Source organism: Bacillus tuaregi, assembly GCF_900104575.1.
Lineage (GTDB): Bacteria > Bacillota > Bacilli > Bacillales > Cytobacillaceae > Bacillus_BD > Bacillus_BD tuaregi.
Genome location: NZ_LT629731.1, coordinates 3,112,995 through 3,139,561 on the forward strand (window position 1 = coordinate 3,112,995; position 26,567 = coordinate 3,139,561).

At 41.1% G+C, this 26,567-nt stretch carries 23 protein-coding genes; 2 read left to right on the top strand and 21 right to left on the bottom strand.

What is annotated here, in order from left to right:
• The first annotated feature begins 152 nt into the window (after window positions 1–152).
• Entirely contained in the window at window positions 153–1,655 is a 1,503-nt protein-coding gene (gene zwf / locus BQ5321_RS17345; RefSeq protein WP_071395682.1) for a glucose-6-phosphate dehydrogenase, read from the top strand.
• A gap of 76 nt (window positions 1,656–1,731) precedes the next feature.
• Here the strand turns inward: zwf and gndA are convergent, their stop codons facing one another.
• From gndA to mce, 6 genes are all read right to left on the bottom strand, one after another.
• The gene (gndA, locus tag BQ5321_RS17350) at window positions 1,732–3,141 is read right to left on the bottom strand and encodes an NADP-dependent phosphogluconate dehydrogenase (RefSeq protein WP_071395683.1); all 1,410 of its coding nucleotides are present in this window, start codon (window positions 3,139–3,141) and stop codon (window positions 1,732–1,734) included.
• Between the two features lie 321 nt (window positions 3,142–3,462).
• Window positions 3,463–4,728: a DNA polymerase IV gene (locus BQ5321_RS17355; protein WP_071395684.1), complete on the bottom strand. Its 1,266-nt coding sequence runs from the start codon at window positions 4,726–4,728 to the stop codon at window positions 3,463–3,465.
• Between the two features lie 98 nt (window positions 4,729–4,826).
• Complete coding sequence (locus BQ5321_RS17360; protein ID WP_071395685.1) at window positions 4,827–5,492, bottom strand: FMN-dependent NADH-azoreductase; 666 nt, start codon at window positions 5,490–5,492, stop codon at window positions 4,827–4,829.
• Window positions 5,493–5,631: 139 nt separating this feature from the next.
• Window positions 5,632–6,753 (bottom strand): tripeptidase T, encoded by a 1,122-nt coding sequence (locus BQ5321_RS17365; protein WP_071395686.1) that lies wholly within the window; start codon window positions 6,751–6,753, stop codon window positions 5,632–5,634.
• Between the two features lie 203 nt (window positions 6,754–6,956).
• The gene (locus BQ5321_RS17370; RefSeq protein ID WP_071395687.1) at window positions 6,957–8,507 is read right to left on the bottom strand and encodes an acyl-CoA carboxylase subunit beta; all 1,551 of its coding nucleotides are present in this window, start codon (window positions 8,505–8,507) and stop codon (window positions 6,957–6,959) included.
• Complete coding sequence (gene mce / locus BQ5321_RS17375; protein ID WP_071395688.1) at window positions 8,500–8,919, bottom strand: methylmalonyl-CoA epimerase; 420 nt, start codon at window positions 8,917–8,919, stop codon at window positions 8,500–8,502. The genes BQ5321_RS17370 and mce overlap by 8 nt, the downstream gene beginning before the upstream one ends.
• A gap of 211 nt (window positions 8,920–9,130) precedes the next feature.
• Between mce and prli42 the strand changes: the two genes are divergently transcribed.
• Complete coding sequence (gene prli42 / locus BQ5321_RS24305) at window positions 9,131–9,232, top strand: stressosome-associated protein Prli42 (protein WP_150439870.1); 102 nt, start codon at window positions 9,131–9,133, stop codon at window positions 9,230–9,232.
• A 52-nt stretch (window positions 9,233–9,284) separates the two neighbouring features.
• On the opposite strand, the gene BQ5321_RS17380 is transcribed toward prli42, so the two are convergent.
• The 15 genes from BQ5321_RS17380 to BQ5321_RS17450 form a co-directional block, all read right to left on the bottom strand.
• A complete protein-coding gene (locus tag BQ5321_RS17380; RefSeq protein WP_187143757.1) occupies window positions 9,285–9,797 on the bottom strand; it encodes a L,D-transpeptidase in 513 nt (170 codons plus the stop codon).
• A gap of 26 nt (window positions 9,798–9,823) precedes the next feature.
• Window positions 9,824–10,825 carry an aromatic acid exporter family protein gene (locus tag BQ5321_RS17385; RefSeq protein ID WP_071395689.1) on the bottom strand — a complete coding sequence of 334 codons (1,002 nt, stop codon included), beginning with the start codon at window positions 10,823–10,825 and terminating at the stop codon, window positions 9,824–9,826.
• 107 nt (window positions 10,826–10,932) lie between these two features.
• Window positions 10,933–11,655 (bottom strand): amino acid ABC transporter ATP-binding protein, encoded by a 723-nt coding sequence (locus BQ5321_RS17390; protein WP_071395690.1) that lies wholly within the window; start codon window positions 11,653–11,655, stop codon window positions 10,933–10,935.
• Window positions 11,648–12,307, bottom strand: coding sequence for an amino acid ABC transporter permease (locus BQ5321_RS17395; protein ID WP_071395691.1), 660 nt, complete (start codon window positions 12,305–12,307; stop codon window positions 11,648–11,650). The genes BQ5321_RS17390 and BQ5321_RS17395 overlap by 8 nt, the downstream gene beginning before the upstream one ends.
• A 94-nt stretch (window positions 12,308–12,401) precedes the next feature.
• Window positions 12,402–13,187: a transporter substrate-binding domain-containing protein gene (locus BQ5321_RS17400; RefSeq protein ID WP_071395692.1), complete on the bottom strand. Its 786-nt coding sequence runs from the start codon at window positions 13,185–13,187 to the stop codon at window positions 12,402–12,404.
• A gap of 214 nt (window positions 13,188–13,401) precedes the next feature.
• The gene (locus BQ5321_RS17405; RefSeq protein ID WP_071395693.1) at window positions 13,402–13,839 is read right to left on the bottom strand and encodes a BrxA/BrxB family bacilliredoxin; all 438 of its coding nucleotides are present in this window, start codon (window positions 13,837–13,839) and stop codon (window positions 13,402–13,404) included.
• A 76-nt stretch (window positions 13,840–13,915) separates the two neighbouring features.
• Entirely contained in the window at window positions 13,916–15,040 is a 1,125-nt protein-coding gene (meaB, locus tag BQ5321_RS17410; protein ID WP_071395694.1) for a methylmalonyl Co-A mutase-associated GTPase MeaB, read from the bottom strand.
• On the bottom strand, window positions 15,041–17,233 hold the full coding sequence (gene scpA, locus BQ5321_RS17415) for a methylmalonyl-CoA mutase (protein WP_071395695.1): 2,193 nt from the start codon (window positions 17,231–17,233) through the stop codon (window positions 15,041–15,043).
• A gap of 3 nt (window positions 17,234–17,236) precedes the next feature.
• Entirely contained in the window at window positions 17,237–19,090 is a 1,854-nt protein-coding gene (locus tag BQ5321_RS17420; RefSeq protein WP_071395696.1) for a methylmalonyl-CoA mutase subunit beta, read from the bottom strand.
• Window positions 19,091–19,271: 181 nt separating this feature from the next.
• Window positions 19,272–20,540, bottom strand: a complete 1,269-nt coding sequence (locus BQ5321_RS17425) for a dihydrolipoamide acetyltransferase family protein (RefSeq protein ID WP_390622193.1) — start codon at window positions 20,538–20,540, stop codon at window positions 19,272–19,274.
• Between the two features lie 38 nt (window positions 20,541–20,578).
• Window positions 20,579–21,562 carry an alpha-ketoacid dehydrogenase subunit beta gene (locus tag BQ5321_RS17430; RefSeq protein WP_071395698.1) on the bottom strand — a complete coding sequence of 328 codons (984 nt, stop codon included), beginning with the start codon at window positions 21,560–21,562 and terminating at the stop codon, window positions 20,579–20,581.
• 11 nt (window positions 21,563–21,573) lie between these two features.
• Entirely contained in the window at window positions 21,574–22,569 is a 996-nt protein-coding gene (locus tag BQ5321_RS17435; RefSeq protein WP_071395699.1) for a thiamine pyrophosphate-dependent dehydrogenase E1 component subunit alpha, read from the bottom strand.
• 63 nt (window positions 22,570–22,632) lie between these two features.
• A complete protein-coding gene (gene lpdA / locus BQ5321_RS17440) occupies window positions 22,633–24,054 on the bottom strand; it encodes a dihydrolipoyl dehydrogenase (protein ID WP_071395700.1) in 1,422 nt (473 codons plus the stop codon).
• 12 nt (window positions 24,055–24,066) lie between these two features.
• Window positions 24,067–25,173: a butyrate kinase gene (gene buk / locus BQ5321_RS17445; protein WP_071395701.1), complete on the bottom strand. Its 1,107-nt coding sequence runs from the start codon at window positions 25,171–25,173 to the stop codon at window positions 24,067–24,069.
• Between the two features lie 96 nt (window positions 25,174–25,269).
• Window positions 25,270–26,367, bottom strand: a complete 1,098-nt coding sequence (locus BQ5321_RS17450; protein WP_071395702.1) for a Leu/Phe/Val dehydrogenase — start codon at window positions 26,365–26,367, stop codon at window positions 25,270–25,272.
• Between the last annotated feature and the right edge of the window lie 200 nt (window positions 26,368–26,567).

Genomic DNA, 26,567 nt, shown 5'->3' on the forward strand with positions numbered 1-26,567 from the left:
AACATATAATAAGAACAAAGCATTTGCGTATTTCGACATAAATCGATAAAATCTTTAAGCGTTAGTCCTATTTTTCGGATTGAATTTCAATTTATATAAGAGCAAACCAAAAAATAGAAGTCAATTTTTTATGAAGAGAGGTTTTACATATCGTGAGACAAAACGAACAACCATCAGCCTTGATTATGATTTTCGGAGCTACTGGTGATTTAGCCAACAGAAAGCTTTTTCCATCACTTTATCGCTTATTTGAAAAGGGAAATCTGTCTGAAAACTTTGCTGTCATCGGCGTTGCCAGAAGACCATTATCCAACGAACAATTTCAGGAAAATGTAAAAAAATCCGTGCAGTCTGCGGCATCAAATGAAGGTGAAAATATTGATGAATTTGCCTCTCATTTTTATTATCATTCACATGATGTTACAGATACAAATTCATATGTATTTTTACGTGACATGGCTGCGAAATTGGATGAGCAATACAAGACAATGGGAAATCGAATTTTTTATTTAGCCATGGCTCCTGAATTCTTTGGTACCATCGCAATCCATTTAAATGAGGACGGACTCACGAATGTAGCTGGGTTTAAACGCCTAGTTATTGAGAAGCCTTTCGGACACGACCTCAAGTCTGCAAAAGCATTGAATAATCAAATTCGGACAGCCTTTTCCGAGGATGAGATTTACCGAATTGACCACTATCTTGGAAAAGAGATGGTCAGAAATATAGAGGTTATTCGTTTCGCTAACGCGATATTTGAACCATTATGGAATAATCGCTATATCTCAAACATCCAAGTAACCTCAAGTGAAACCCTAGGGGTCGAGGAACGCGGACGTTATTATGAAAACAGCGGCGCGTTACGGGATATGGTGCAAAACCATATGCTGCAAATGGTTGCCCTTTTAGCTATGGAGCCGCCGATTAAATTAAATACGGAAGAAATCCGCTCTGAAAAGGTAAAGGTACTACGTGCCATGCGAACAATCAAGGACGATAAAGTGGATAAATATTTCGTTCGCGGTCAATATGGTGAAGGTCTGATTAACGACCAAAAGGTATCCGGTTACCGAGAGGAACAAATGGTAGACCCTCAGTCTAATACAGAAACCTTTGTAGCGGGTAAGCTCCTTATTGACAACTTCCGTTGGGCAGGTGTTCCCTTTTACATTCGCACAGGAAAACGGATGAAATCAAAATCAACCAAAATTGTGATTCAATTTAAGGACATTCCGATGAACTTATATTATAAAACGGAACAAACCCTAAATCCAAACCTGCTCGTGATTCATATACAACCTGAAGAAGGAATTACCTTACATTTGAATGCCCAGAAAACTGGTAATCATATGAATGCAACACCTGTTAAGCTAAGCTATGCTAATACAGGGATAGACGGTATCAATACACCAGAAGCATACGAAAAACTATTATATGACTGCATGCGCGGCGATGCAACAAACTTTACCCATTGGGATGAAGTCGCACTATCCTGGAGCTTCGTTGATAATATATCACAATTTTGGCAAAAAACACCAGCGCAGTTCCCTAATTATGAATCAGGCTCGGCAGGACCAAAGGAAAGCGATGTTCTGTTGGCAAGAGACGGCTTTTACTGGTGGCCAATCGGCGATTTAGAAGTAGAAAACTGCTAGCAGAAAAAACTGAAGCGATGAAAAAACAGTCAGAAAAAACCCTCTTTGCATGAAGTAACAAAGAGGGTTTTTCGTATTATTCAAGCCAATTGGTATGAAAAATTCCTTCACGATCAATTCGTTCATATGTATGGGCACCAAAGTAATCGCGCTGTGCCTGTAATAAGTTGGCAGGAAGCGTGGCGGTTCGGTAGCTGTCATAATAGGCTAAAGCTGACGAAAAGCACGGTACTGGGATGCCGTACTGAACAGCATTCGCAATCGTTTCACGTAATGCCTGCTGATAGCTTTCGACAATCTCCTTAAAGTAAGGATCAAGCAAAAGATTTTTAAGACCTGATTCGCGGTCAAAGGCATCCTTAATCTTTTGTAAGAACTGGGCTCGAATAATACAGCCACCACGGAATATCATGGCAATGTCTCCGTATTGTAGATTCCAGTTATACTCTTCGGATGCTGCTCTCATTTGGGCAAACCCTTGGGCATAAGAACAGATTTTACTCATATACAGCGCTTTACGAACAGACTCAATAAAGGCTTTCTTATCACCGGTAAATGTTTTGGCTTCAGGACCACTTAAGACCTTGCTTGCTGCTACCCGTTCTTCCTTCATAGCAGAAATAAAGCGGGCAAACACAGATTCCGTAATAATCGGCAGCGGAACACCTAAATCAAGCGCATTTTGGCTTGTCCACTTCCCTGTTCCTTTTTGACCGGCAGTATCTAATATGACATCGACTAAAGGTTTACCTGTTTCATCATCGACTTTCCTAAAGATATCAGTCGTAATCTCAATAAGATAGCTGTCAAGCTCTCCTTTATTCCACTCGGCAAAAACCTCGTGGAGCTCAGCAGCAGAAAGACCAAGTACATTTTTTAATAGGAAATAGGCTTCACAAATAAGCTGCATGTCCCCATACTCAATGCCGTTATGCACCATTTTGACATAATGTCCTGCACCATCCGGTCCAATATAAGTCGTACACGGCTCGCCGTCTACCTTCGCAGAAATATCCTTAAAGATTGGCGCCACTAACTCATAAGCTTCCTTTTGACCGCCTGGCATGATAGATGGGCCTTTTAATGCACCTTCTTCGCCGCCTGATACACCAGTACCAATAAAATGAATGCCAAGATCACTTAGCTTTTTATTACGGCGCTGTGTATCGACGAAGAACGTATTACCGCCATCGATTAGAATATCACCTTTATCCAAATGCGGAATAAGCTGTTCAATTGTAGCATCTGTTGGAGCCCCGGCCTTTACCATAAGCATAATTTTTCTTGGAGTTTCAAGTGACTGAACAAATTCTTCAATAGAATAAGTACCCTTGAAATTACGTCCCTTAGTCTCAGCAAGGACTTCGTCTGTTTTTTCGCTTGAACGATTGTAGACGGATACGGAATAACCTCTTGACTCAATGTTCATAGCTAGATTCTTACCCATAACTGCCATTCCAATAACACCAAACTGTTGTTTTGTCATCTTTTTACATCCCTTCTAACCTATATCAAATTCGCTCATCGAATTTGCGTCCGGATTTTTACCCGAGTTCACTCCGGTAAATTACCTTTAAAAATCCGAGACATCTGCCGGAGGCATTAACTTCATTCAGCGAGAACTTAAACCTCCGTTAAAACGGAGAGTTTACTTGCATTCATCCCTTAACTTTAGAAGTAGAGAAAGTCCACTGAATGAGGTTAGATACTTCCTTAAAAAAGACCTTTTTACTTTAGCCTAATCGATAATTATTTGCAAATAATACCTCTCCATTTAGTGTGTCAATTCTCATAAGAATTAACCATCTTAATCGTTTGAAAAGAAATCGAGAAAATCTTTACTAAAGCTTGTCTCTGAAGTACTATTTTCTTGTTTCTCATACGATGCTTTTTCAACAGCACTGTCAATTATCGCTTTACCGTATTTATTTCGTAGACGATTAACGGTTTCGAGCAAAGGCTCCTTTTTCGCATCCTTCTCGTAAGAGAAAATATCGAGCTGCTTCACTGCCTGTTCCTTTTCCACTAATTCAGCGCCCGTTACGCCAAGAAGACGGACAGGATCTCCATTCCAGTTCTTTAAAAACAGCTGCTTGCTTTCTTGATAAATATCCTCAGATTGACTAATCGGATTAAACAGCTTCCTACTTCTCGTGATGGTATTCCGATCTTTATAGCGAATCGTAACACCCACAGATGAAGCCATAACCTTCTTCCGCTTCATCCGTACAGCCACCTTCTCTGCCAGACCTTCCAAAACAAGGAGGAGCTGGTGTTGATTCGTTATATCATTTGGCAATGTAGTGGAATTTCCAACACTCTTAAACTCATTGGCTGCTTCGGGGTCTACAGGTCTTTCATCTATCCCATTGGCCCTTTCCTTTAAGCGAATGCCATTAATACCCAATAGCCCTTTCAGCTGAATAGAATCAGCATTTGCCAAATCCTGTATTGTTTGAACTCCAATCGTATTTAACTTAGCAGCTGTCTTTTTACCGACTCCGTGCATTTCGACTACTGGTAGTGGCCAAAGGACCCTTTCAACATCCCGTTTTCGCAATACAGTTATCCCTAATGGCTTCATCATGTCGGAGGCCATTTTGGCAAGAAAGCGATTGGGGGCGATTCCAATGCTGCAAGGCAAGTCAAGCTGTGAAAGAATTTGCTTTTGAATGTTGGAGGCAATTTCTAATGGTGATCCTAATTCATAGCTATCCGTGATATCCACATAGCCTTCGTCGATCGAAACGGGTTCTACAAGCTGTGAATATTCATGTAAAATCTCAAACATACCGTGAGATGCTGCCCGGTAACGATCAAAATTCGGACTCATCACAAGAAGCTGTGGACAAAGCTTTCTAGCCTCCCAAATGGGCATGGTTGTTTTCACACCATATTTCCTCGCCTCATAGCTACAAGTCACGATAATCCCCCGGCGCTCCTTTGGATTTCCTGCAATAGCAAGCGGTTTACCCTTTAACGACGGATCAAAAGCCATCTCAACAGATGCATAGAAGCTATTCATATCAACATGCAAAATAACTCTTCCTTTTTTCGGATACATTTCCTTCATTCATCAGCACTACCTTAAATAAGTTCCGGGTGTCCGGATTCATTTTTCTTCATTTTAGCATATAAAAAGACCCGCAGCATTGCGGGCCCTCTTGTACATTATTTCGTTGTAACGGTGCTTTTTGCCATTTCCTTTGCAGCTTGTCTTGCTTGCTCCTTCGCTCTTTCCATAATCTCAGGAATTTGCTTAGGAAAATGGTCTAAACCCTCTGCAACAATTGTGTCCATTACATCCATGCCAAGGAAGGTAAGGGCTTTTCTTACGTACTGATCTCCCATTTCGAATTCAACCATCGGCCCAGTGGAATATATCCCACCACGGGTCTGAATATGAATCGCCTTTCTTCCGGTCAATAATCCCTTCGGACCTTCCTCTGTTGTAATGAAGGTCTTCTGATTTAAGAACATATTATCCATGAAATCCTTTAAAATCCCAGGGGCACCCAAATTCCAGATTGGCGTCACAAAAACATAGTAATCACAAGCAATAAACCGATCGGCAAGAGAATGCATAGCGGTAAACTTTTCCCTTTCAGCCTCTGTCAATTGTTCTACCGTATAACCCATAAATGACGTTTTTGCACGTGCATACAATAAATCGGTATCAATTCTTGTTATGTTCATATCATACAAATGCATTCTTTCAATTTCAACATCCGGACGCTCCTTTTGAAAGGCTTCTAAAAACACCTCGCCGATTTGTGCGCCCTTCGATTGACTTACGTCTTTTTTTGGATTTGCCGTAATGTATAGTAATTTTGACATACTAGCATCCCTTTCCTTAAACAAATAAGTAGCTATTCCAATCATAACGAATAGACTCACGTTCAGTATTGAAGAACTAGTGAAATTTATGAAATTTTTGTGTCTTCCATAGAACAAAAGTGATAATCAGCGTTTACACTTACTGTCCGGCTACTTCTTCAATAATCGCAACGGTCATTTCCGCTAGCTTGTATAACTCCTCAATCGGCATACGCTCGTTTGTTGTATGAATTTCCTCATAGCCGACAGCAAGGTTCACGGTTGGAATGCCAAATCCGGCAATAACATTAGCATCACTTCCGCCTCCACTATGTAGTAATTCACAGCTGCGGCCAATTTTGGCGGCTGCTTTTTTGGCTACCTCTACTACATGGTCACCGTCAGAGAACTTAAAGCCAGGATACATCACCTGTACTTCCACTTCTGCTTTCCCGCCCATTTCCTGTGCAGCACTCGCAAAAGCCTCTTTCATTTTCTGAACTTGTGCTTCCATTTTTTCAGGAAGTAAGGAACGTGCTTCCGCTAAAATATCGACATGGTCACAGACAATATTTGTTTGCTGTCCGCCAGCAAATCGACCGATATTCGCTGTTGTTTCTTCATCAATACGACCTAAAGGCATTCTGGAAATGGCTTTCGCCGCAATCGTAATAGCTGAGACACCCTTTTCAGGTGCGACACCGGCATGAGCTGTTTTTCCAAGTATGGTGGCCTTAATATGCGCCTGGGTTGGAGCAGCCACAATAATATTGCCAACCTTTCCGTCACTGTCAAGTGCATACCCATACTTAGCTTTCACCAATTCTCTGTCAAGTGCCTTTGCCCCTACAAGTCCTGACTCTTCGCCAACTGTAATAATAAATTGGATATCTCCATGAGGAATATTCTGTTCTTTTAGAATTCTTACTGTTTCTAGCATAACCGCAATACCGGTTTTATCATCTGCACCAAGAATAGTTGTTCCATCTGTGACAACATAGCCGTCCTTAATGGAAGGCTTTACCCCTTTAGCCGGTACAACGGTATCCATATGGCAGGTAAAGTAAATCGGGTCTGCCCCTTCTTTTGTCCCAGCAAGGGTACAAACAAGATTTCCTGCCCCATGACCCGTTATGGCAGTCGTATCATCCTCGAATACATCGACACCTAATTCGCTGAACTTTTGTTTTAATACTTTTGCAATCTCTGCTTCATACTTTGTTTCAGAATCAATCTGAACCAATTCAAGAAATTCATTTAATAAGCGCTCTTGATTAATCATCCACGTTACCTCCAAATCTTCTATTTCCCCCTAATAGTATACATCTATGAGTATTTACCATCAAATAGATGCACCTTCATTAAAAAGTCAGCGGAAATTTATCTTCACCTATGCAAATATTTTATATTTAATTGTATAATAATAGAGAAGAAAAATAAAAAAATCGGCCAATGGCCGATTTTTCATTAAAAGTATCGATACTATTATAAAGGAATATTTCCATGCTTTTTCTTTGGTCTTGACTCTTTTTTATTACGAAGCATTTCAAGAGCCTGTACAATTTTAATTCTAGTTTCACGTGGGTCAATGACATCATCAACCATTCCTTTACTTGCAGCAACATATGGATTGGCGAATTTTTGTCGATATTCTTCAATTTTTTGCGCACGTGTTTCTTCAGGATTTAGACTTTGATTGATTTCTTTCGCGAAAATAATATTGGCTGCACCCTGTGGTCCCATAACAGCAATCTCTGCATTTGGCCATGCAAACACTAAATCAGCGCCAATCGATTTACTATTTAATGCTACATAGGCTCCACCATATGCTTTACGCAGAATGACCGTTAACTTTGGTACAGTTGCCTCTGAATAAGCATAAAGAATCTTAGCACCATGACGAATAATACCACCATGCTCCTGTTTAATACCAGGGAAAAACCCTGTTACGTCTTCGAACGTAATAATTGGGATATTAAAGGAATCACAGAAACGAATAAATCTTGCCGCTTTATCAGAGGAATCGATATCAAGTCCCCCTGCCATAAACTTAGGCTGGTTACAAACAAGTCCGACAGATTCCCCTTTCACTCGTGCCAAACCAATGACGATGTTCTTAGCAAAATCCTGCTGTACTTCCATGAATGAACCTTCATCGACAACCTGTTCAATGACTTTCCTTACATCATATGGTCGAAGTGTGTCGAATGGAATCGCGTCTGTTAAATCCGGACGATAATCATCCTCTTCATTGTATTCAAGCACCGGAGGCTTTTCTTCATTGTTTTGTGGCAAATAGCTTAACAGTCTGCGAACCTGTTGTATAACAGCCTCTTCAGACTCGTCCCTAAAATGGGCATTACCGCTAATAGAGTTATGAACCTTCGCCCCACCTAGATTTTCCGAAGAAATTTTCTCACCTGTAACCGTCTCGATAACCTTTGGACCTGTAATAAACATCTGACTGGTCTTCTCAACCATTAGAACAAAGTCTGTGATGGCTGGTGAATAAACCGCACCGCCTGCACATGGTCCCATAATCACAGATATTTGCGGAATAACCCCTGAATAGATTGAATTTCGATAAAAAATCTGTCCATAGCCATCAAGAGAAACGACACCTTCTTGAATTCTTGCTCCACCTGAATCATTCAAGCCAACAAAAGGAGCACCATTTTTAGCAGCTAAATCCATCACAGTCGCTATCTTTTTTGCATGCATTTCACCAAGCGCACCGCCAAAAACGGTAAAATCTTGAGCAAATAAGTAGATTGGACGGCCATTTACCTTACCATAGCCTGTTACAACACCATCACCAGGACTTTTTTGCTGATCCAGTCCAAAATCATTACAATTATGTTCAATAAAAGGATTAAATTCAACAAATGTACCCGGATCAACTAATAGATCGATACGTTCACGAGCAGTTAATTTTCCTTTTTCATGCTGTTTTTCAATCCGCTCGTCGCCTCCGCCAAGTTCCACTTCTCTTTTTCTGTCATATAAATCATGAATTTTATCATAGATATCAATCATGCTGATGGGCTCCTTTCTTTTCACATAATTCAAATAAAACGCTTGCAGTTGATTTTGGATGCATGAAGGCTACGCTAGCTCCAGCTGCTCCAATTCGTGGCTCGTCATCTATCATTCTGATACCATTCGACTTCATGTCTTGAATTCTCTCTTCGATTGATTCAACCCCTAGTGCCACATGATGGATTCCTTGTCCACGTTTTTCAATAAATTTAGCAATCGCACTTTCCTCGCTGGTAGGCTCTAATAACTCAAGCTTTACATTGCCAGCTTTAATAAATGCTACTTTTACCTTTTGATTCTCGACTACTTCGGTGCCAAGCAGCTCTAGTTTCAGCACTTCCGTATACAAAGGTAATGCCTCTTCAATAGAGCTCACTGCAATGCCAATGTGATCTACCTTTTTAATCATCTTTTACCCCATCCCCAATAATGAATCTGCGCAACAAAAAAGGGTGCGCAATAATTTAAATATACTACAATTGTAAAAAAATACTACAATAATCTTAAAATTCGATAAAATTTTTCAAAATCCTTCTTTTTTTGCACTATTGTCCAAAATATTTTTTGCTTGTAAAATAAACATAGGATAATGACTCATGAAATAATGGAGGGAAAAAGCCTTGTCCAAAAAGAGAAAGAAAACCCAGAAAATATTTGTGTATTTAATGATTTTTGCCATGCTAGCATCTACATTACTTGCAGGAGTAGCAATGTTCTTTTAATAAAGCAAAAGGGAATTGTCACGATTCGACAATTCCCTTTCTCTTTTACACTTTATTTTATAGCATGATAATCTCTTCCCAGTTCCTCAAAGGATTTTGAGGTTGATAGAATTAAAATTTTTGTCCCAAGTGGAATGAACTCATATAGTGATTCGATTGCCTCATTTTGTAACCTAATACATCCCTCAGAAACATAGTGACCAATTGAAGCTGAATTATTAGTCCCATGCACCCCATAGATTCTCCCATCCGTCCCTTTTGCGTCAAAACCAATCCATCTTGTTCCAAGAGGATTGTCAGGTGAACCACCTGGGATGTCTTTTCTCCGGAAATAAGGATTCTCAGCCTTCACTGTTATTGTAAATAACCCTTCCGGTGTCAGCTCATGCGTTTTGCCCGTCCCGGCTTTCACTACCGTTTGAACACGATTATCATGAATAAGCGCCAATTCATTTGTTGCTTTATTAACAATCACAAATGGATCACCTGGTGCAGGGTTCACACCAAGGGGCCAAAGCGGAGAAAGAGAAAGCACGACAAACAGACTTGAAATCAATCGAAACATTATGATCACCCGCCTATTCCTTTTGCTTAGTTTCCTTCTCCAAGCTGTTTATCATACACAACTTTTTGTTTCTTTATCCCTTTAAAGTCACGTTTAATCAGTAGGTATTGCTCCATTTCCTTCACAAAGTACAGAAGTGCCGCACGAACCTCAAATTCTTTTCTTGTTTTCGGTAGCTCCATATTTTCAAACGCTTTATGCATTTCTTCAAGCTTATCTAAAAAAAAATTCGCTGTATTACCTGGATGAATATGACCTGCCATCTCCTCAATAAAATCTGCAATCATTTTTCCTTGCTCGACCGTATGTGAAATAGAGGTGACGATTGGCAGCACTCTTTCAATAATTTCAAATTGTTTTTCTCGAATTTTGAAATAAGTATAATAAAGATCGTCCTCTTCGTTATGTATAAATTGATTCTCCATTACCCGAAATGACAGCTTTTTAGCGTGATTAATTAAATCGATTGTTTCAGTAATTTCCTTACCATCCCAATTACTGTCACCAACTCGCAAATATTTACTTATTTCAAGAAAGATACTTCTAAAATTGGCCTCAATTCTCTCTTGATATTCCTCAATCTGGGTATCAAGACTTGGCATGTACAAATTCGCAAACAAAGCGACACCTACTCCAATGAAAATAATTGCTAATTCATTGAATATAAAGGTAAGTGTAACGTCCCCTGCTGCAAAAAAATGTAAAATGATGACTGTACTTGATACAATTCCTTCACTTGCCTTCAGCATGACGACAGTTGGAATAAAAAATAATAACAATATGCCAATTACAAATGGATGATAAGCGATTACTTCAAAAAATACGCTTGAAAACATGATAGCGATTATACAGGCTAGGATTCGGTCCCATGATGCCCGCAATGATTTTTTCTTTGTTATTTGAATACAAAGAATGGTAATAATGCCGGCAGAAACAAAATTTTCGAAGCCTAGATACTGCGCTAGCATAATAGATACTGTTGCACCGACAGCTGATTTAATTGTTCGATAACCAATCCGAAATCTCATATGTGATCTCCTGTCCAGCCTTTTTCTTTCAGTTTACCATGAAATAGGTCGGGCAAAATAAAAAAGGTGCTCCTTTCGACCACCTTTTTCCATATCCTTTATAATCTTTAAAGTATTTTCTCCAAAAACTCCTGTGCCCGCTGGCTTTTCGGATTAGAAAAGAACTCGTCAGGTACGGCATCCTCAGCAAGAACACCACTATCTAAAAAGAGGACCCGGTCTGCAACCTCTCTTGCAAAACCCATTTCATGTGTGACAATCGCCATCGTCATTCCTGACTCAGCTAATGATTTCATAACATCGAGCACTTCCTTAACCATTTCCGGGTCTAACGCAGAGGTTGGTTCATCAAACAGCATGACTTCCGGTTCCATCGCTAAAGCTCTGGCAATCGCCACACGTTGTTTTTGCCCTCCTGACAAGCGATTCGGATAAACATTAGCTTTCTCGGCTAATCCTACCTTTTCCAATAAAGCCATTCCCTTCTTCTCCGCCTCTTGTCTTGACAGCTTCTTTACCTTTATCGGTGCATAGGTTACATTCTCCATTACCGTTTTATGAGGAAATAAATGAAAATGCTGAAAAACCATCCCGACATTTTGTCTAATCTTCATAATGTTAGATTTTCTATTTGTAATGTCGATTCCATTAATATAAATATGTCCACCAGTGGGTGCTTCTAATAAATTTAAACATCGAAGGAAGGTTGACTTTCCTGAACCAGATGGACCAATAATCGCTACTACTTCACCTTCTCGAATCGTGGTGGAAATGCCCTTTAATACCTCAAGTTTGCCGAAATTCTTAGTCAGTCCCTCAACCTTAATCACTTTTTCTCATTCTCCTTTCGACAAGCTTACCAATCATCGTTAATGCCATGACAATCAGATAATAAATAACACCAGCTAATAGCAACGGCTCTATAAAACGGAATTTATCCGCTCCCACCTGATAGGCTCTCCTCATAATATCCATCACACCTATGGTCGTCACAATCGCTGATTCCTTTGTTAGCGTAATAAACTCATTCATTAATGACGGCAGGATATTTTTTAATGCCTGCGGTAGCACGATATTCAGCATCATGGAAGAGTATGGAACTCCTAAGGCCATTGCTGCTTCACTTTGTCCTTTATCAACAGCCAATATACCACCACGAATAATTTCAGAAATATAGGCAGTTGAATTCAATGCAAATGATACAACCGCTGCAGTGAATGGATCAATTTGGTAGCCTAGTACCTGTGGGGATCCAAAATAGATAATCATCAATTGAAGAACAAGCGGTGTTCCGCGAAAAATAGATGTATAAGCATCTGCAAACCAGCCTAAAAATTTAATTTTACTAATTTTAAAGATTGATAGGATAATACCAAATACGAACCCTAATACCCCGGCAAGAAAAGCTATCTGTAGAGTCACCAAAACGCCTTTTAAGATAAAGGGGAACGATGGGAGAACAGATGAAAAATCTAAATTCATGTAGAATCATTCCTCTCAGAAATCTAAATAGAAGTATATAAAAAACGTCCAGAAAACGATTCTCTTCTGAACGTTTTTTTACCTTTTCTTTTTATTACTCAGCGTCAAACCATTTCTTTATGATTTGATCCACTTCACCGTTTTCAATCATTTTTCTTAATTCAGCATTAAATGCTTCTCGGAGTTCACTACCTTTAGGGAAAGCAATAGCATAGCCGCCATCCGCATCTTCAATTGTTACCCCGACAAGATCCTTCGTTTCTTCTAAATATCCCTTTGCAACCGTGTCTTCAATAATGGCAGCATCCAAACGACCAGCAAGAATCTCCTGAATCAGTTCCGGTATACGGTTACGGCTTTCATAACTATAACCTGTACTTTCTGCTAATTCCTTTGCTTTTTCCTCTTGAATGGAACCAAGCTGTGCGCCGACCTTCTTATCTTTTAAATCATCTGCACTTTTAATGCCACTATCCTTCTTTGATACGATGACGTGTTTTGAAGTGTAGTACGTATCACTGAAATCGACACTTTCTTTACGTTCATCAGTTGCAGACATGGCAGCCATAACAAAATCAGCCTGTCCACTTTGTAAGGCAGAAATAAGACCGCCAAAATCCATGTCCTGAATTTCTAATTCATAGCCTAGTTCTTCGGTAATAGCCTTTGCGATATCAATATCAAGTCCAATAATATCGTCTCCCTTTGCCGTATCAATGTATTCAAATGGTGCATAATCCCCTGATGTTGCCATTTTTAATACTTTTGCATCTGCATCGTTATTGTCTCCTTGACTGGATGACTCTTCACCACTGCCGCATGCGGCAAGAACACCTATAATCAACATACTCATCAATAATAATGAAATTAACTTCTTCACAGCATTTCCTCCTCTATCATTTCATAATCTTTATACTATTAGATTTTTTAATAAACTAATAATTATACATCTAAATGAATTTTAACACATTTATTCGTAGATGCAAGAAAAATTTATATTAAAATACTATTTTGATATTATTAATGATATTGATAAAAAAGAGGAATACAGAATGATATCTCATTTAGTATTCCTCAATTATTTAATCCTTTAATTACACTTCATCACAATACTGATCAAAGGCATCTTGAAGCTTTTGCATAACGGCAGCAGGTTCATGTCCTTCAATTTCATGTCTTTCAATCATCGTTTGGATTTTTCCATCCTTTAAAAGAGCAAATGACGGCGATGACGGCGGATAACCAGTAAAATAAGAGCGAGCCTTTGCTGTGGCTTCCTTATCTTGTCCGGCAAACACAGTAACTAATTGTTCTGGACGCTTATCATAATGGATGGCATGACTAGCAACCGGACGGGCAATTCCTCCTGCACAGCCACAAACAGAATTAATCATGACTAATGTGGTTCCTTTTTTCGCAAATGCCTCTTCCACCTCTTCAGGCGTCTTTAGCTCCGTATATCCCGCTGCCACAATTTCCTGTCGTGCTTGGCGAACATGATCATTCATAAATAGATTAAAATCAATATTCATTTACATTCTCCTTACTCTCATTTTTATATTTACATCATAACAATAGTTATTACTTAAGTACAAATGAGAAGCTTTTTTAGGAGAAGGTTTTATAATAATGGGCGAATAATTCTTCCACAGCAGTGGTTACCGTCTTATCTCCAGCAATCACCTGGTTTTCTACCTTTGGAAGCAGCTCTTTTATCACTGTATTATGAAAAAAGCTGTTCTGTAGCTGGTCAATGATCATACTTTTCATCCATTCTTTTGTTTGCGATCTTCTACGGTCCGCAAATACACCAGACTGCTTTGTTGTCGCTTCAAAATCCTTGATGACATCCCAGATTTCTTTAATACCATCTTCCATTAAGGCAGAGCATGTATAAGCCTTTGTGTCCCAGCCTTTCGTTGCTGGCTGAAGGAAGTGTAAAATTTGATTATATTCTCTTTTCGTTTTTTGTGCATTTGCTTTATTTTCCCCGTCTGCTTTGTTGACCACTATCGCATCCGCCAGTTCCATAATTCCCTTTTTCATTCCCTGGAGCTCGTCACCTGCTCCAGTTAACACAACCAGCATGAAAAAGTCTACCATATCGCGGACAATTACTTCGCTTTGGCCGACACCGACAGTCTCAATCAAGATAACATCAAAGCCATAGGCCTCACATAAGAGCATCGTTTCTCTTGTTTTTCGGTGTACACCGCCCAGCTTCCCTCCCGAAGGAGAAGGGCGAATAAACGCCCTTGGATGACGGGCCAGCTGCTCCATCCGTGTTTTATCACCAAGGATACTGCCGCCGCTTCTGCTTGAACTGGGATCCACGGCCAATACCGCTACTTTAAGTCCAAGGTTGCATAAAAACATACCAAAGGCCTCGATGAAAGTACTTTTACCTGCACCGGGAACTCCGGTAATACCGATACGGACTGCTTTACCGGTGTTAGGTAAAAGCTGCTGCAGAAGCGTTTGTGCCTTCTGAAAGTGATGCTCTGCATTACTTTCAATTAAGGTAATGGAGCGAGCCAACATACTGCGGTCACCTTTGAGGATTCCCTCTGCCAGCTGCTCACAGTCCATTTCATCTGGCTTCATTTTTTTTCGAAACGTCGTGTTTTTAACGAGGCCTTCCTGTGATACTGCTTCAACCCCTTTACGAATATAGGTTGAAAATTTATCTGGCTCATCTTGATTTGTCCATTCAGGCCGTTTCTCGTCTGACATTTACGCCTTCACTTCCTCATAGCCGAGTCGCTCATAGATAGCTCGGACAACCTTTTGGGCAGCAACCGGAATAACTGTTCCTGGTCCAAAAATAGCTGAAGCTCCTTGTTCATATAGGAATTCATAATCCTGTGCAGGAATAACACCGCCGGCAACCACAATAATATCTTCTCGGCCGAGCTTCTTCAATTCAGCAACAAGCTGTGGCAGTAATGTCTTGTGGCCAGCAGCAAGCGAACTCATACCAATAGCATGGACATCGTTCTCAACTGCCTGCAGCGCTGTTTCTTCTGGTGTTTGGAATAATGGACCGATATCCACATCAAAGCCTAAATCCGCAAATGCAGTTGCAATTACCTTAGCTCCGCGGTCATGACCATCCTGTCCCATCTTTGCAATTAAAATCCGAGGGCGGCGACCTTCATTTTCAAGAAATTCATCAGTCATCTGCTTCACCGTATTAATTTCTTCTTCATTTGAAAAAGCAGAGCTGTATACTCCGCTAATTGAGCGGATTGTCGCTTTATGACGACCGGATACCTTTTCAATCGCCGAGGATATTTCGCCTAGCGTTGCACGTACACGTGCTGCTTGTACAGCAAGAGCTAGAAGATTTCCTTCGTTTGTTTCACATGCCTTTTCAATGGCAGCCAATGCTTCCTGTACTTTTTCTTCATCACGAGAAGCTTTTAATTGATTTAATTTTTCAATTTGCTTTAATCGGACAGCCGTATTATCTACTTCAAGAATTTCTATCGGTTCCTCTTTATCAAGACGGTATTTATTCACACCGACAATCGTTTCTTTTCCTGAATCAATTTGAGCCTGTCTTCTAGCTGCAGCTTCTTCAATGCGCATTTTTGGTAGACCTGTTTCAATCGCCTTTGCCATTCCGCCAAGGTTTTCAATTTCTTCAATATGCTCCCAAGCACGATTCATTAATTGCTCTGTTAAGGCCTCGACATAGTAAGAGCCTCCCCATGGATCAATCACATTTGTGATGCCAGTCTCTTCCTGCAAATAAAGCTGTGTATTGCGGGCAATTCTCGCAGAGAAGTCTGTTGGCAATGCAATTGCTTCATCTAGTGCATTCGTATGCAATGACTGGGTATGTCCCATGGCTGCAGCATGAGCTTCAATCAGAGTCCGTATCACGTTATTGAACGGATCCTGCTCCGTCAAACTCCAGCCCGAGGTCTGTGAATGTGTACGCAGTGCCAGTGATTTGCTATTTTTCGGCTCAAACGACTGCATCATTTTTGCCCAGATACGGCGAGCAGCCCGCATTTTAGCCACTTCCATAAAATAATTCATTCCAATTGCCCAGAAGAAAGATAATCTTGGAGCAAAGGAATCGATATCAATGCCGGCCTTTAATCCTGTTCTAACGTATTCAAGACCATCTGCAAGGGTATAGGCCAATTCGATATCAGCCGGAGCCCCCGCTTCCTGCATATGGTAACCAGAAATACTGATGCTGTTAAATTTAGGCATGTACTTAGATGTGTATTCAAAAATATCAGCAATAATCTTCATCGACATTTCTGGTGGATAAATATACGTGTTACGAACCATATATTCTTTTAAAATATCATTTTGAATCGTTCCGGAAAGCTTCTCCTGTGAAACCCCCTGCTCTTCGGCTGTAACGATATAAAAGGCCATGATCGGCAGAACCGCTCCGTTCATCGTCATAGAAACAGACATTTGATCTAATGGTATACCATCAAATAATGTTTTCATATCAACGATTGAATCAATCGCAACACCCGCTTTTCCGACATCGCCCACAACACGTGCATGATCGGAATCATAGCCCCTGTGTGTAGCAAGATCAAAGGCAACAGAAAGTCCCTTTTGCCCCATCGCTAAATTACGGCGATAGAATGCATTACTCTCTTCAGCAGTTGAAAAGCCTGCATATTGGCGAACTGTCCATGGTCTATTCACATACATGGTCGGGTAAGGACCTCTTGTATAAGGCGGTAGACCCGGCAGGTCCCCAAGATGCTTAGCATCTTTTTGATCCTTCTCTGTATAGAGCGGTTTCGTGCTAATATGCTCATTGGTCTCAAATAAAAGGTCATCAATCGATGTAGAAATTTCAGCTTCCGCTTTTTGTTTCCATTCTTCTTCTGTAAATGTTGTAGATGTATCTATATTAATTGTTTTAAAATCAGGCTTTTGTGTCATAATTTATTCCACCTCCAATTCATCTAAAAAGGCTGCAGCTACGTCATAGCTGTTGCTTTTCACATGAATAAACTGAGAGATTCCGCTGTCAAGCAGAGATTTTTGCTCCTCTTCAACAGGTAAACCTGCTAAGTGAAGCTTTACATGAGGAAATTCAGCTTTAATGGACTGAATGGTTTCTCCTCCAATTGCTTTATAGTCATCATCAGACCCACAAACCACATAATGATTAAGCATGGTCTTCTTAATAAAGTTCAGTGCCCCTTCAGCCCCTTCAAGCTCCTGACTTCTTTCTGTTTTAATTCCTCCAGGAGCTAAAAACCCGCTGATAAAGTCTGCCCGTACCTTATGATGCTTTAATTTTCCAAGGCAAATCAGGCCGACAGCAGGTGCAGCTTTGTCCTTTGCCAATTTCTCTGCTCTTTTTCTAAGCTTCTCATATGGCTCAGCCAAACGTGCTTCTTGAATAGGGCTGACAGCAGAAGGTATTGTGTCTCCACTACTGGAAGATTCTACCTTTAACGGCGTGTCATCTAAATTCGCATATTTATTAGTTCCAACAATGGACTGTTTACGCGAAGAGATATCCTTCTGTCGTTTTGCTGCCACTTCCATGATTTGCTCCTGCAGCCAATTGGATTGCAGCACAGTTATGATTCCGCCCTTTTCTTCAATTTCAAGGAACAACGACCATGCCTGTTCAATCAATTGATTCGTTAATGATTCTACATACCACGATCCGCCTGCCGGATCTACTACGGTACTTAATCGGGCTTCATCCTTTAGAATCAGCTGTGTATTACGGGCAATTCGATCAGAAAATGCTGTTGCCTTACCCTCAGGCTCATTATAAGGGCTAACGTGCAGATATTGAATTCCTCCAAGCACAGCAGCGAAAGCTTCATTGCTAGCCCTTAATAAATTAACATATGGATCATAGGCCGTTTTTGTAAACCATGATGTATCAGCTGAAAGCACCATTTGTCCCTCGGCATCTGGAGAAGCATGATAAGCCTCGACAATCTTACTCCATAGGCTTCTAGCACCACGAAGCTTTGCAATTTCCATAAAGAAATTACTGCCGATTGAAAAATGAAAGACTAGTTTACTAAGTATATCCTGAACCTCTATCCCTCTCGCTTTTAACTGTTCGATATGATGGACGGCTGTTGCAAGGGCAATCGCAAGCTCTTGAATAGCATTGGCACCACCATTATGATAGACAGTCGTATCGACCAAAAGCGTTTTCAACTCAGGGCATGCCGATGAAGCTGTTTGCATCGTTTCAACTAAACGATCATAAACAGAATCTAAATTTTCCTTTTCTCCCCCTTGCTTCGCATAAAGTGAAACAGGGTCTTTCCCTACATATCCGCTTACTTTTTCAGAATTCCTTAACGAAGCTAGTCCATAGACGATTTCGTTTTGAAAATGAGCTCCATTTACACTTAATGAATGGGATTCATAAAATTCTGTAAGAAGTTCTGGTAATTCCTTTACAAGCGAAACCGAAGGTGCAAATGCAATGGCAGTCTGTCCTTTTTCGAAGCCTGCCTTTAGTCTTTCTTTAAATTCTTCTGCATTCTCTGTATCAATGCGCTGTGCAATCTCCCAAGAACCTCCAATATACCCTAATGGTTTACTTCCACGGCGAAAATCACCGCTTCCTGGAAATTGGGACAGGTTCTCAACATTCACATCCTCTTTTGTATACAAGGGTTTTAATTGAATGTTTTCATAGGTATTTCTCGATAAAGTGTCTATCCCTTTTCCCTTTAACGTTTCTTCTGCCTTTTGTTTCCAGGCTTCATATGTTTGCTGTGAAAATGCATGATCAATCATCTCTTTTAGACTCATCTCACGCCGCCAAAGTCAGCAGCATTCCCTCCTAACTATAGAAAAAGATTTTAATATTATAAATTATTTTTCTATTCATTATTTTATTATACAATCGTAAAACTAGCAATCACAAATATGGAAACAAGTGGGATAGAAAATAAACCGCTGCATGTGCTTGCAGCGGTTTGATAATAGTTTATTAATATATTGGAGTATTATCTTTTGTTGTATTTTCAAGGATTTCCTTTACTCTATTCATGAACTTTCCGCAAATAAATCCATCCAAAATTCGATGGTCTAGCGAGAGGCATAAATTCAACATATCTCTAACAGCAATCATGCTTTGATTCATAACAACAGGACGCTTGATAATGGATTCTACCTGCAGGATGGCAGCCTGCGGATAATTAATGATCCCCATTGATTGGACGGAGCCAATCGACCCTGTATTATTGACGGTAAACGTACCGCCTTGGAAATCCTCCACCCTTGTATTACCGGTACGAACTTTATCAGCCAGCACGGAAATTTCACGAGCTATTCCCTTTATCGTTTTTTCATCTGCATGTTTTATGACGGGAACAAAAAGAGCATCCTCTGTCGCTACAGCAATGGAAAGGTTAATCTCCTTTTTACGGATTATTTTATCTCCTGCCCACATCGCATTCATTTGCGGGAATTCCTTAAGTCCTTGTGCTACAGCTTTGACAATAAAAGCAAAAAAAGTTAAATTAAAGCCTTCCTTCTGATAAAATTCTGCTTTTATCTCGTTACGGTATTCGACAAGGTTAGTAACATCGGCTTCTACCATCATCCAGGCATGGGGTATTTCATGCTTGCTTTTTACCATATTTGCGGCAATGGTCTTCCTTAGACCCGTAATGGGGATTTCAATATCTCCAGAAGCAGGCTTTTTATTGTTTCTATGCACATAGCTATTAGGCGTTTGAGTCTCCTCCTCACTTATAGAGGTATCGGCTGCTGCGGGCTCTAGCCTAACATTTTCCTTATGGACTATTTGTCCCGAAGCGACTAATTGCAGGAGGTCTTTTCGAGTAATTCTCCCTTGAGCACCTGTTCCCTTAACCTGTTTTAAATCAATTCCATACTCCTCGGAAAGCTTTAATACAGCTGGGGAATAACGTAGCTTTCCGGATTCTGACTTCTTCCCTTCATGATAAAAACTAACCTTCTGTTCAACCTTTTTCCGTTCTTCAGAAGCATCCTCGTTATCTTCAATAGTAGAGTTATCCGTTTCCATCACAAGGATTGCCGCACCGACAGGTAATGTTTCTCCCTCATCAGCTAATAATTCTTTAATAACACCTGTATACGAGGAAGGTATTTCAGCATTTACCTTATCTGTCATAATTTCTGCAAGCGGATCATATTTTTTGACCCGGTCACCTACAGATACAAGCCATTTGGAAAGTGTTCCTTCGGTTACACTTTCACCTAATTGAGGCATAATAATGTTTTCAAGTGACACTCCGGACCCTCCCCTCTTTAAAACTCTGCAAGCTCACGCATCGCCTTTTCCACTTTTTCCGGGTTGACCATAAAATACTTTTCCATTGTTGGTGCATAAGCAGCTGCCGGTACGTCTGGAGCCGCAAGTCTTTTTATCGGCGCATCTAACTCAAATAAGCAATGCTCGGCAATGATCGCTGAAACCTCACTCATGATACTGCCTTCTTTGTTATCCTCTGTTACAAGCAGAACCTTCCCTGTTTTTGAAGCAGCCTCGATAATGGCTTCCTGGTCAAGAGGGTAAACGGTCCGCAAATCTAAAATATGAGTCGATATCCCATCCTTCGTTAAATTTTCTGCCGCCTGGAGGGCAAAATGAACACAAAGCCCATAGGTGATTACGGTAATATCCTCTCCCTCACGCTTTACATCTGCTTTCCCGATAGGAAGAATATAATCCGTTTCCGGCACTTCTCCTTTAATTAAGCGATAGGCCCGCTTATGTTCAAAAAATAGCACTGGGTCTTCATCCCGAATTGCAGCCTTAAGCAATCCTTTTACTTCATATGGAGTAGATGGCATGACGATTTTTAAGCCCGGTTGATTAGCAAACACAGCCTCTACTGATTGAGAATGATACAAGGCACCATGGACACCGCCGCCATATGGAGCCCGAATTACAAGTGGACAGCTCCAGTCATTATTGGATCTGTAGCGGATTCGTGCCGCTTCAGAAATAATTTGATTCACGGCAGGCATGATAAAATCAGCAAATTGCATTTCAGCAATAGGTCTCAAGCCATACATGGCCGCACCAATTCCGATACCGGCAATCGCGGATTCGGCTAAAGGAGTATCGATGACTCGCTGTTCGCCAAATTGTTCATACAGCCCTTGTGTTGCCTTAAATACTCCCCCTTTTTTTCCTACATCCTCACCTAATACAAATACTCGATTGTCTCTTTCCATTTCCTCCCGAATCGCCATCGTAACCGCTTCGATATATGAGATAATTGCCATCTTAATCCCCCTTATCCTTTCGCATATACGTAATCTAATACTTGTTCAGGGTCAGCGTATGGCGCTTTTTCAGCATATTCGGTTGCTTCATTTACAAGTAAGCTCACGCGTTCATTGATTTCCTGTTCCTTTTTCTCATTGAGAACTCCAACCGTCTTTAAGTACGTTAAAAAGGCTGCAAGCGGGTCTTTACTTTTCGCATCCTCCACTTCCGCTTGTTCTCGATAGCTTCGGTCATCATCATCGGAGGAATGTGGTGTGAGACGATATGTGATGGTTTCAATTAGGGTTGGCCCTTCGCCTCTTCTGCCTCTATCAGCCGCATTTTTTACTGCTTCATAGACTGCAAGCGGGTCATTGCCATCAATCGTATATCCAGGCATCCCATAGCCAACGGCTCTGTCGGATACCTTTTCACAGCCGAGCTGTTTAGTGATTGGGACAGAAATTGCATATTTATTATTTTCACACATGAAAATAACCGGAAGCTTGTGAACACCCGCAAAATTTGCCCCTTCATGAAAATCACCCTGATTTGAGGAACCTTCGCCGAAGGTTACGAGAGAAACGATGTTTTCTCCGGACATCCTTGCCGCCAAGCTGATTCCAACTGCATGGGGAACCTGAGTGGTAACCGGTGACGAACCTGTTACAATTCTATTTTTTCGTTGACCAAAATGCCCCGGCATCTGCCGCCCACCCGAATTGGGGTCCTCGGCCTTCGCAAAGCCAGACAGCATAATTTCCTTGGCAGTCATACCAAATGCTAAGACCATTCCGACATCGCGATAATAGGGCAGGATATAATCTTTCTCTCGGTCAAGCGCAAAAGCAGCTCCTACCTGAGCAGCCTCCTGACCCTGGCAGGAAATAACAAACGGAATCTTCCCTGCTCTATTCAACAACCACATGCGTTCATCGATTCTACGTGCTAAAAGCATCGTTTCATACATTTCCAAAACGGTCTCATCGTTCAACCCCAAAGAACTGTGACGGTTTTCCATCATAAGCAACCTCCTAAATCTGTAAGATTAAGCACCCTGCGCTTGAAGAGATAGATTTGAATGCCATTAGCCATGGATTGCTTTCCCTTCTATAAGCCATGCCACTTCCCCCATTACCTCTGATAGGCTCGGATGCGGATGAAGCGATTGCGCTATTTCCCATGGTGTAGCATCAAGGACGCGGGCAAGTCCTGCCTCTGCAATTAAGTCCGTTACATGGGGACCAATCATATGAACTCCGAGTACATCATTGGTCGCCTCATCCACAACCATTTTGACAAAACCATCAGCTTCTCCAAGTACCAGCGCCTTCCCAATGGCCCGGAAAGGAAACTTACCTGTTTTGATTTGATACCCTTTTGTTCTTGCCTCTTCTTCTGTCAAACCGACCTTTGCTGCTTCCGGGTAACTGTATACACAAGAAGGTATTCGCGTGTACTCAAGCGGTTGAGGTTCTTGGTTGGCTATATGGGCAACGGCTGTCATCCCTTCGTATGAAGCTACGTGGGCAAGCTGCAGACCACCAATACAATCGCCAATCGCATAGATATGTGAATTATTGGTTTGGTAAAATTCATTTGTCCGAATAAAGCCATTTTCCAGCTGAATATCTGTATTTTCTAGCCCAATACCATGAATATTCGCCTGTCTTCCGACTGAAATTAACACCCTTTCAGCTGAAAATCCCTTTACTGCTCCATTCACCTCCGCTGAGATGGAGACATCAGTACCCATTTTCATCGTTTCTGGTAGAACTTTCGCATCTGTTACTGCTTTAATGCCTCTCTTTTTCAGTACACGCTCCATTTCTTTTGATATTTCCTTGTCTTCAGTAGGAATCATTCTGCTGGCAAACTCCAAAATAGTAACATCTACCCCAAAGTCTGCCAAAAGTGAGGCCCATTCAATCCCAATTACACCTCCGCCAACAATGAGAATCGATTTTGGCAGCTCTATCATTTCTAACGCTTCATCAGATGTCATGACAAAGTGACCATCGATATGGAGGCCAGGAATGGTTTTTGGTCTAGAGCCGGTTGCCAAAATGACATTTTTGGGAATTAAGAGTTCGTTTTCTCCGCCTTCATTCATTTCAACGGAAATCGTACCTGGTAATGGCGAGAAAATAGATGGACCTAATATACGTCCGATTCCCGCAAAAACATCGATTTTCCCTTTTTTCATTAAATGCTGTACTCCACTATAGAGCTGCGCTACTATTTTATTTTTGCGCTGCTGTACTTTCATATAATTTAAGGCTACTTCATTGATTTCAACGCCATATTCGTCACTTTCCTTTGCCTTTCGATAAACCTCTGCACTGCGTAACAAGGACTTCGTTGGAATACAGCCTTTATGTAGACAGGTACCGCCTAATTTATCCCTTTCCACAATCGCTGTTTTGAGACCAAGCTGGGCAGCGCGGATTGCAGCTACATACCCGCCAGGACCACCGCCAAGGATGACAAGGTCATATTCATGAGCCAAAGAAAAACCCCCTTATTTTTTCAACAAGCTTCCTGCTCTCCCGAAATATTCTTTTGCTGCTTCTTCACCTCGCAGAATTCGTAGTGCACCTTCTGCTAAAGCAAGCAGTTCATTTTCACCTGGGTGTACATAAACATCTGCAATCCAGGAGACGCGTTCACTGATTTCCTTCACCAAAATGTCCCTTGAAGCTAATTCACCGGTTAAAATAATTCCATCCACACATCCTGCTAATACGACACTTGCTGCCCCTATTTCCTTTGCAATTTGATAGGCCATGGCAGAGTAGATAAGATTGGCTTTTTTATCTCCTGCGGCAATTCTTGCCTCTATTGCATCTGGATCATTAGTACCTAAATAGCCGATAAAACCACCTTTACCAACAAGCAACTTCATGATTTCTTCCTTAGAAAATTCTGTTGAAAAACATAAATCGACGATATCGCCAACCGGTACAGCCCCTGCGCGTTCAGGACAAAAAGGTCCTTCACCTAGTAAACCATTATTAACATCAATTACTCGTCCTTGCTTATGTGCCCCAATCGTGATGCCTCCACCCATATGTGTAACAATTAAATTGACGTCTTCATAGCGTCTGTTCATCTCTTTCACTACCCGATAGGCCACCGCTTTATGATTTAAGGCATGAAAAATACTTTTTCTTTCAATCATCGGCAATCCGGATATTCTCGCGATTTCATCCATTTCATCGACTACTACCGGGTCAACTATATAGGCAGGGATATTAAGCCCTTTAGCAATATCATGGGCAAGCAATCCCCCAAGGTTCGAGGCATGCTCTCCTGAATAGCCCTTTCTTAAATCAACAAGCATTTCTTCATTCACTTCATACGTTCCTCCCTCTATCGGACGAAGCAGGCCACCACGAGCACATACAGCCTCTAGGTTGGAGAGATTGATTCCTTCCGTATGAAGGGTTTGGAGGATACTGTCTTTCCGAAATGTGAATTGCTCCATAATATTGGAATAGGATTCAGTTGCCTCAATCTCATGTTTGATATTTTTCTCCCAGATTGAAATTTCATTTTCAAATACAGCAATCTTTGTGCTTGTTGAACCAGGATTGATAATCAGGATACGATATTTTTGTTCACGCATTTACCCCACCTCCGAATGATATGAATGATGATGAAAGACTGTTTCGTTATGTATGCCGCAAGGGATAGAAGCCTAGCTTCCGTCCCTCACATGTCTCTACCGCCTGCTTAAGATATGATGTCCGTTCTGTAAAAATTGTGTCCGCGAATTTTTGATAATCTGCAGTCTTTCCTCTGCCATCCTGTCTGCTGCAAGGTAGGTTGGAATTTGATCACGCTTTGCAATAGCAAGCACTCTTTCAACATTTTGATAAATGGTCGTTTCCACTTTCCTCATAGCACGCTCACGGTTATACCCATTCAGTTCATCCGCTACATTAATGACTCCGCCTGCATTGATTACATAATCAGGTGCATAGATAATCCCCTTCTCAAAAAGCATGTCACCATGCTTAGGTTCCTGCAGTTGGTTATTTGCCGATCCGGCTATGATTTTTGCCTTTAGCTTCGGTATGGTCAAATCATTCAAGGTTGCACCAAGTGCACAGGGAGAATAGATATCACATTCAACAGAATAGATATCTTTAGGATCGACTGCTCGTGCCTTAAACTCCTGGACCGCTCTTTGAACCGACTCTTTATTAATATCTGTGACAATCAGCCTAGCCCCTTCTTGATGTAAATGACGACAAAGAGCATATGCCACATTCCCAACCCCTTGAACAGCAACCACCTTTCCTTCCATTGAATCAGACCCAAATACTTCCTTTACAGCTGCTTTCATTCCCCTGTAAACTCCATATGCTGTTACCGGCGAAGGATTGCCCGAGGACCCGAATTCTGGCGATATCCCGGTAACATAATCCGTTTCCACACGAATCATTTCCATATCGGAAACCGTTGTACCTACATCCTCTGCCGTAATATACCTGCCGTTTAAGCTTTGCACATAACGTCCAAAGGAACGAAAGAGTGCTTCACTTTTATCCTTATGTGGATTTCCGATAATAACCGTTTTCCCACCGCCAAGATTCAGTCCAGCCGCTGCATTTTTATAAGTCATGCCGCGCGCTAGTCTAAGTGCGTCTTCTATGGCTTCAGCCTCTGTGGCATATGTCCACATACGGGCTCCGCCTAGGGCAGGTCCCAATGTTGTATCATGTATCGCAATAATCGCCTTTAAACCAGAGGTTTGATCCTGACAAAATAGGAGCTGTTCATAATCGTACTTTTCTAAGCTATGAAATATGTCCATGCTGTTCACCCCAAGGATGTAGTAGTTCTTCCTCCCAAACTTTGTTTCAATTCATTTTGCCCGTATGAAGCAATGATCTTTTATAACAAAATTTCGGCTTCATACCAAAAGAAAATAGCTATCCCTCTTGATGCAAGAATCATGCCAATGAAAAAATGGCAATAACATGCCATTCTTTTAATAGTGAGTATGAAATTTCT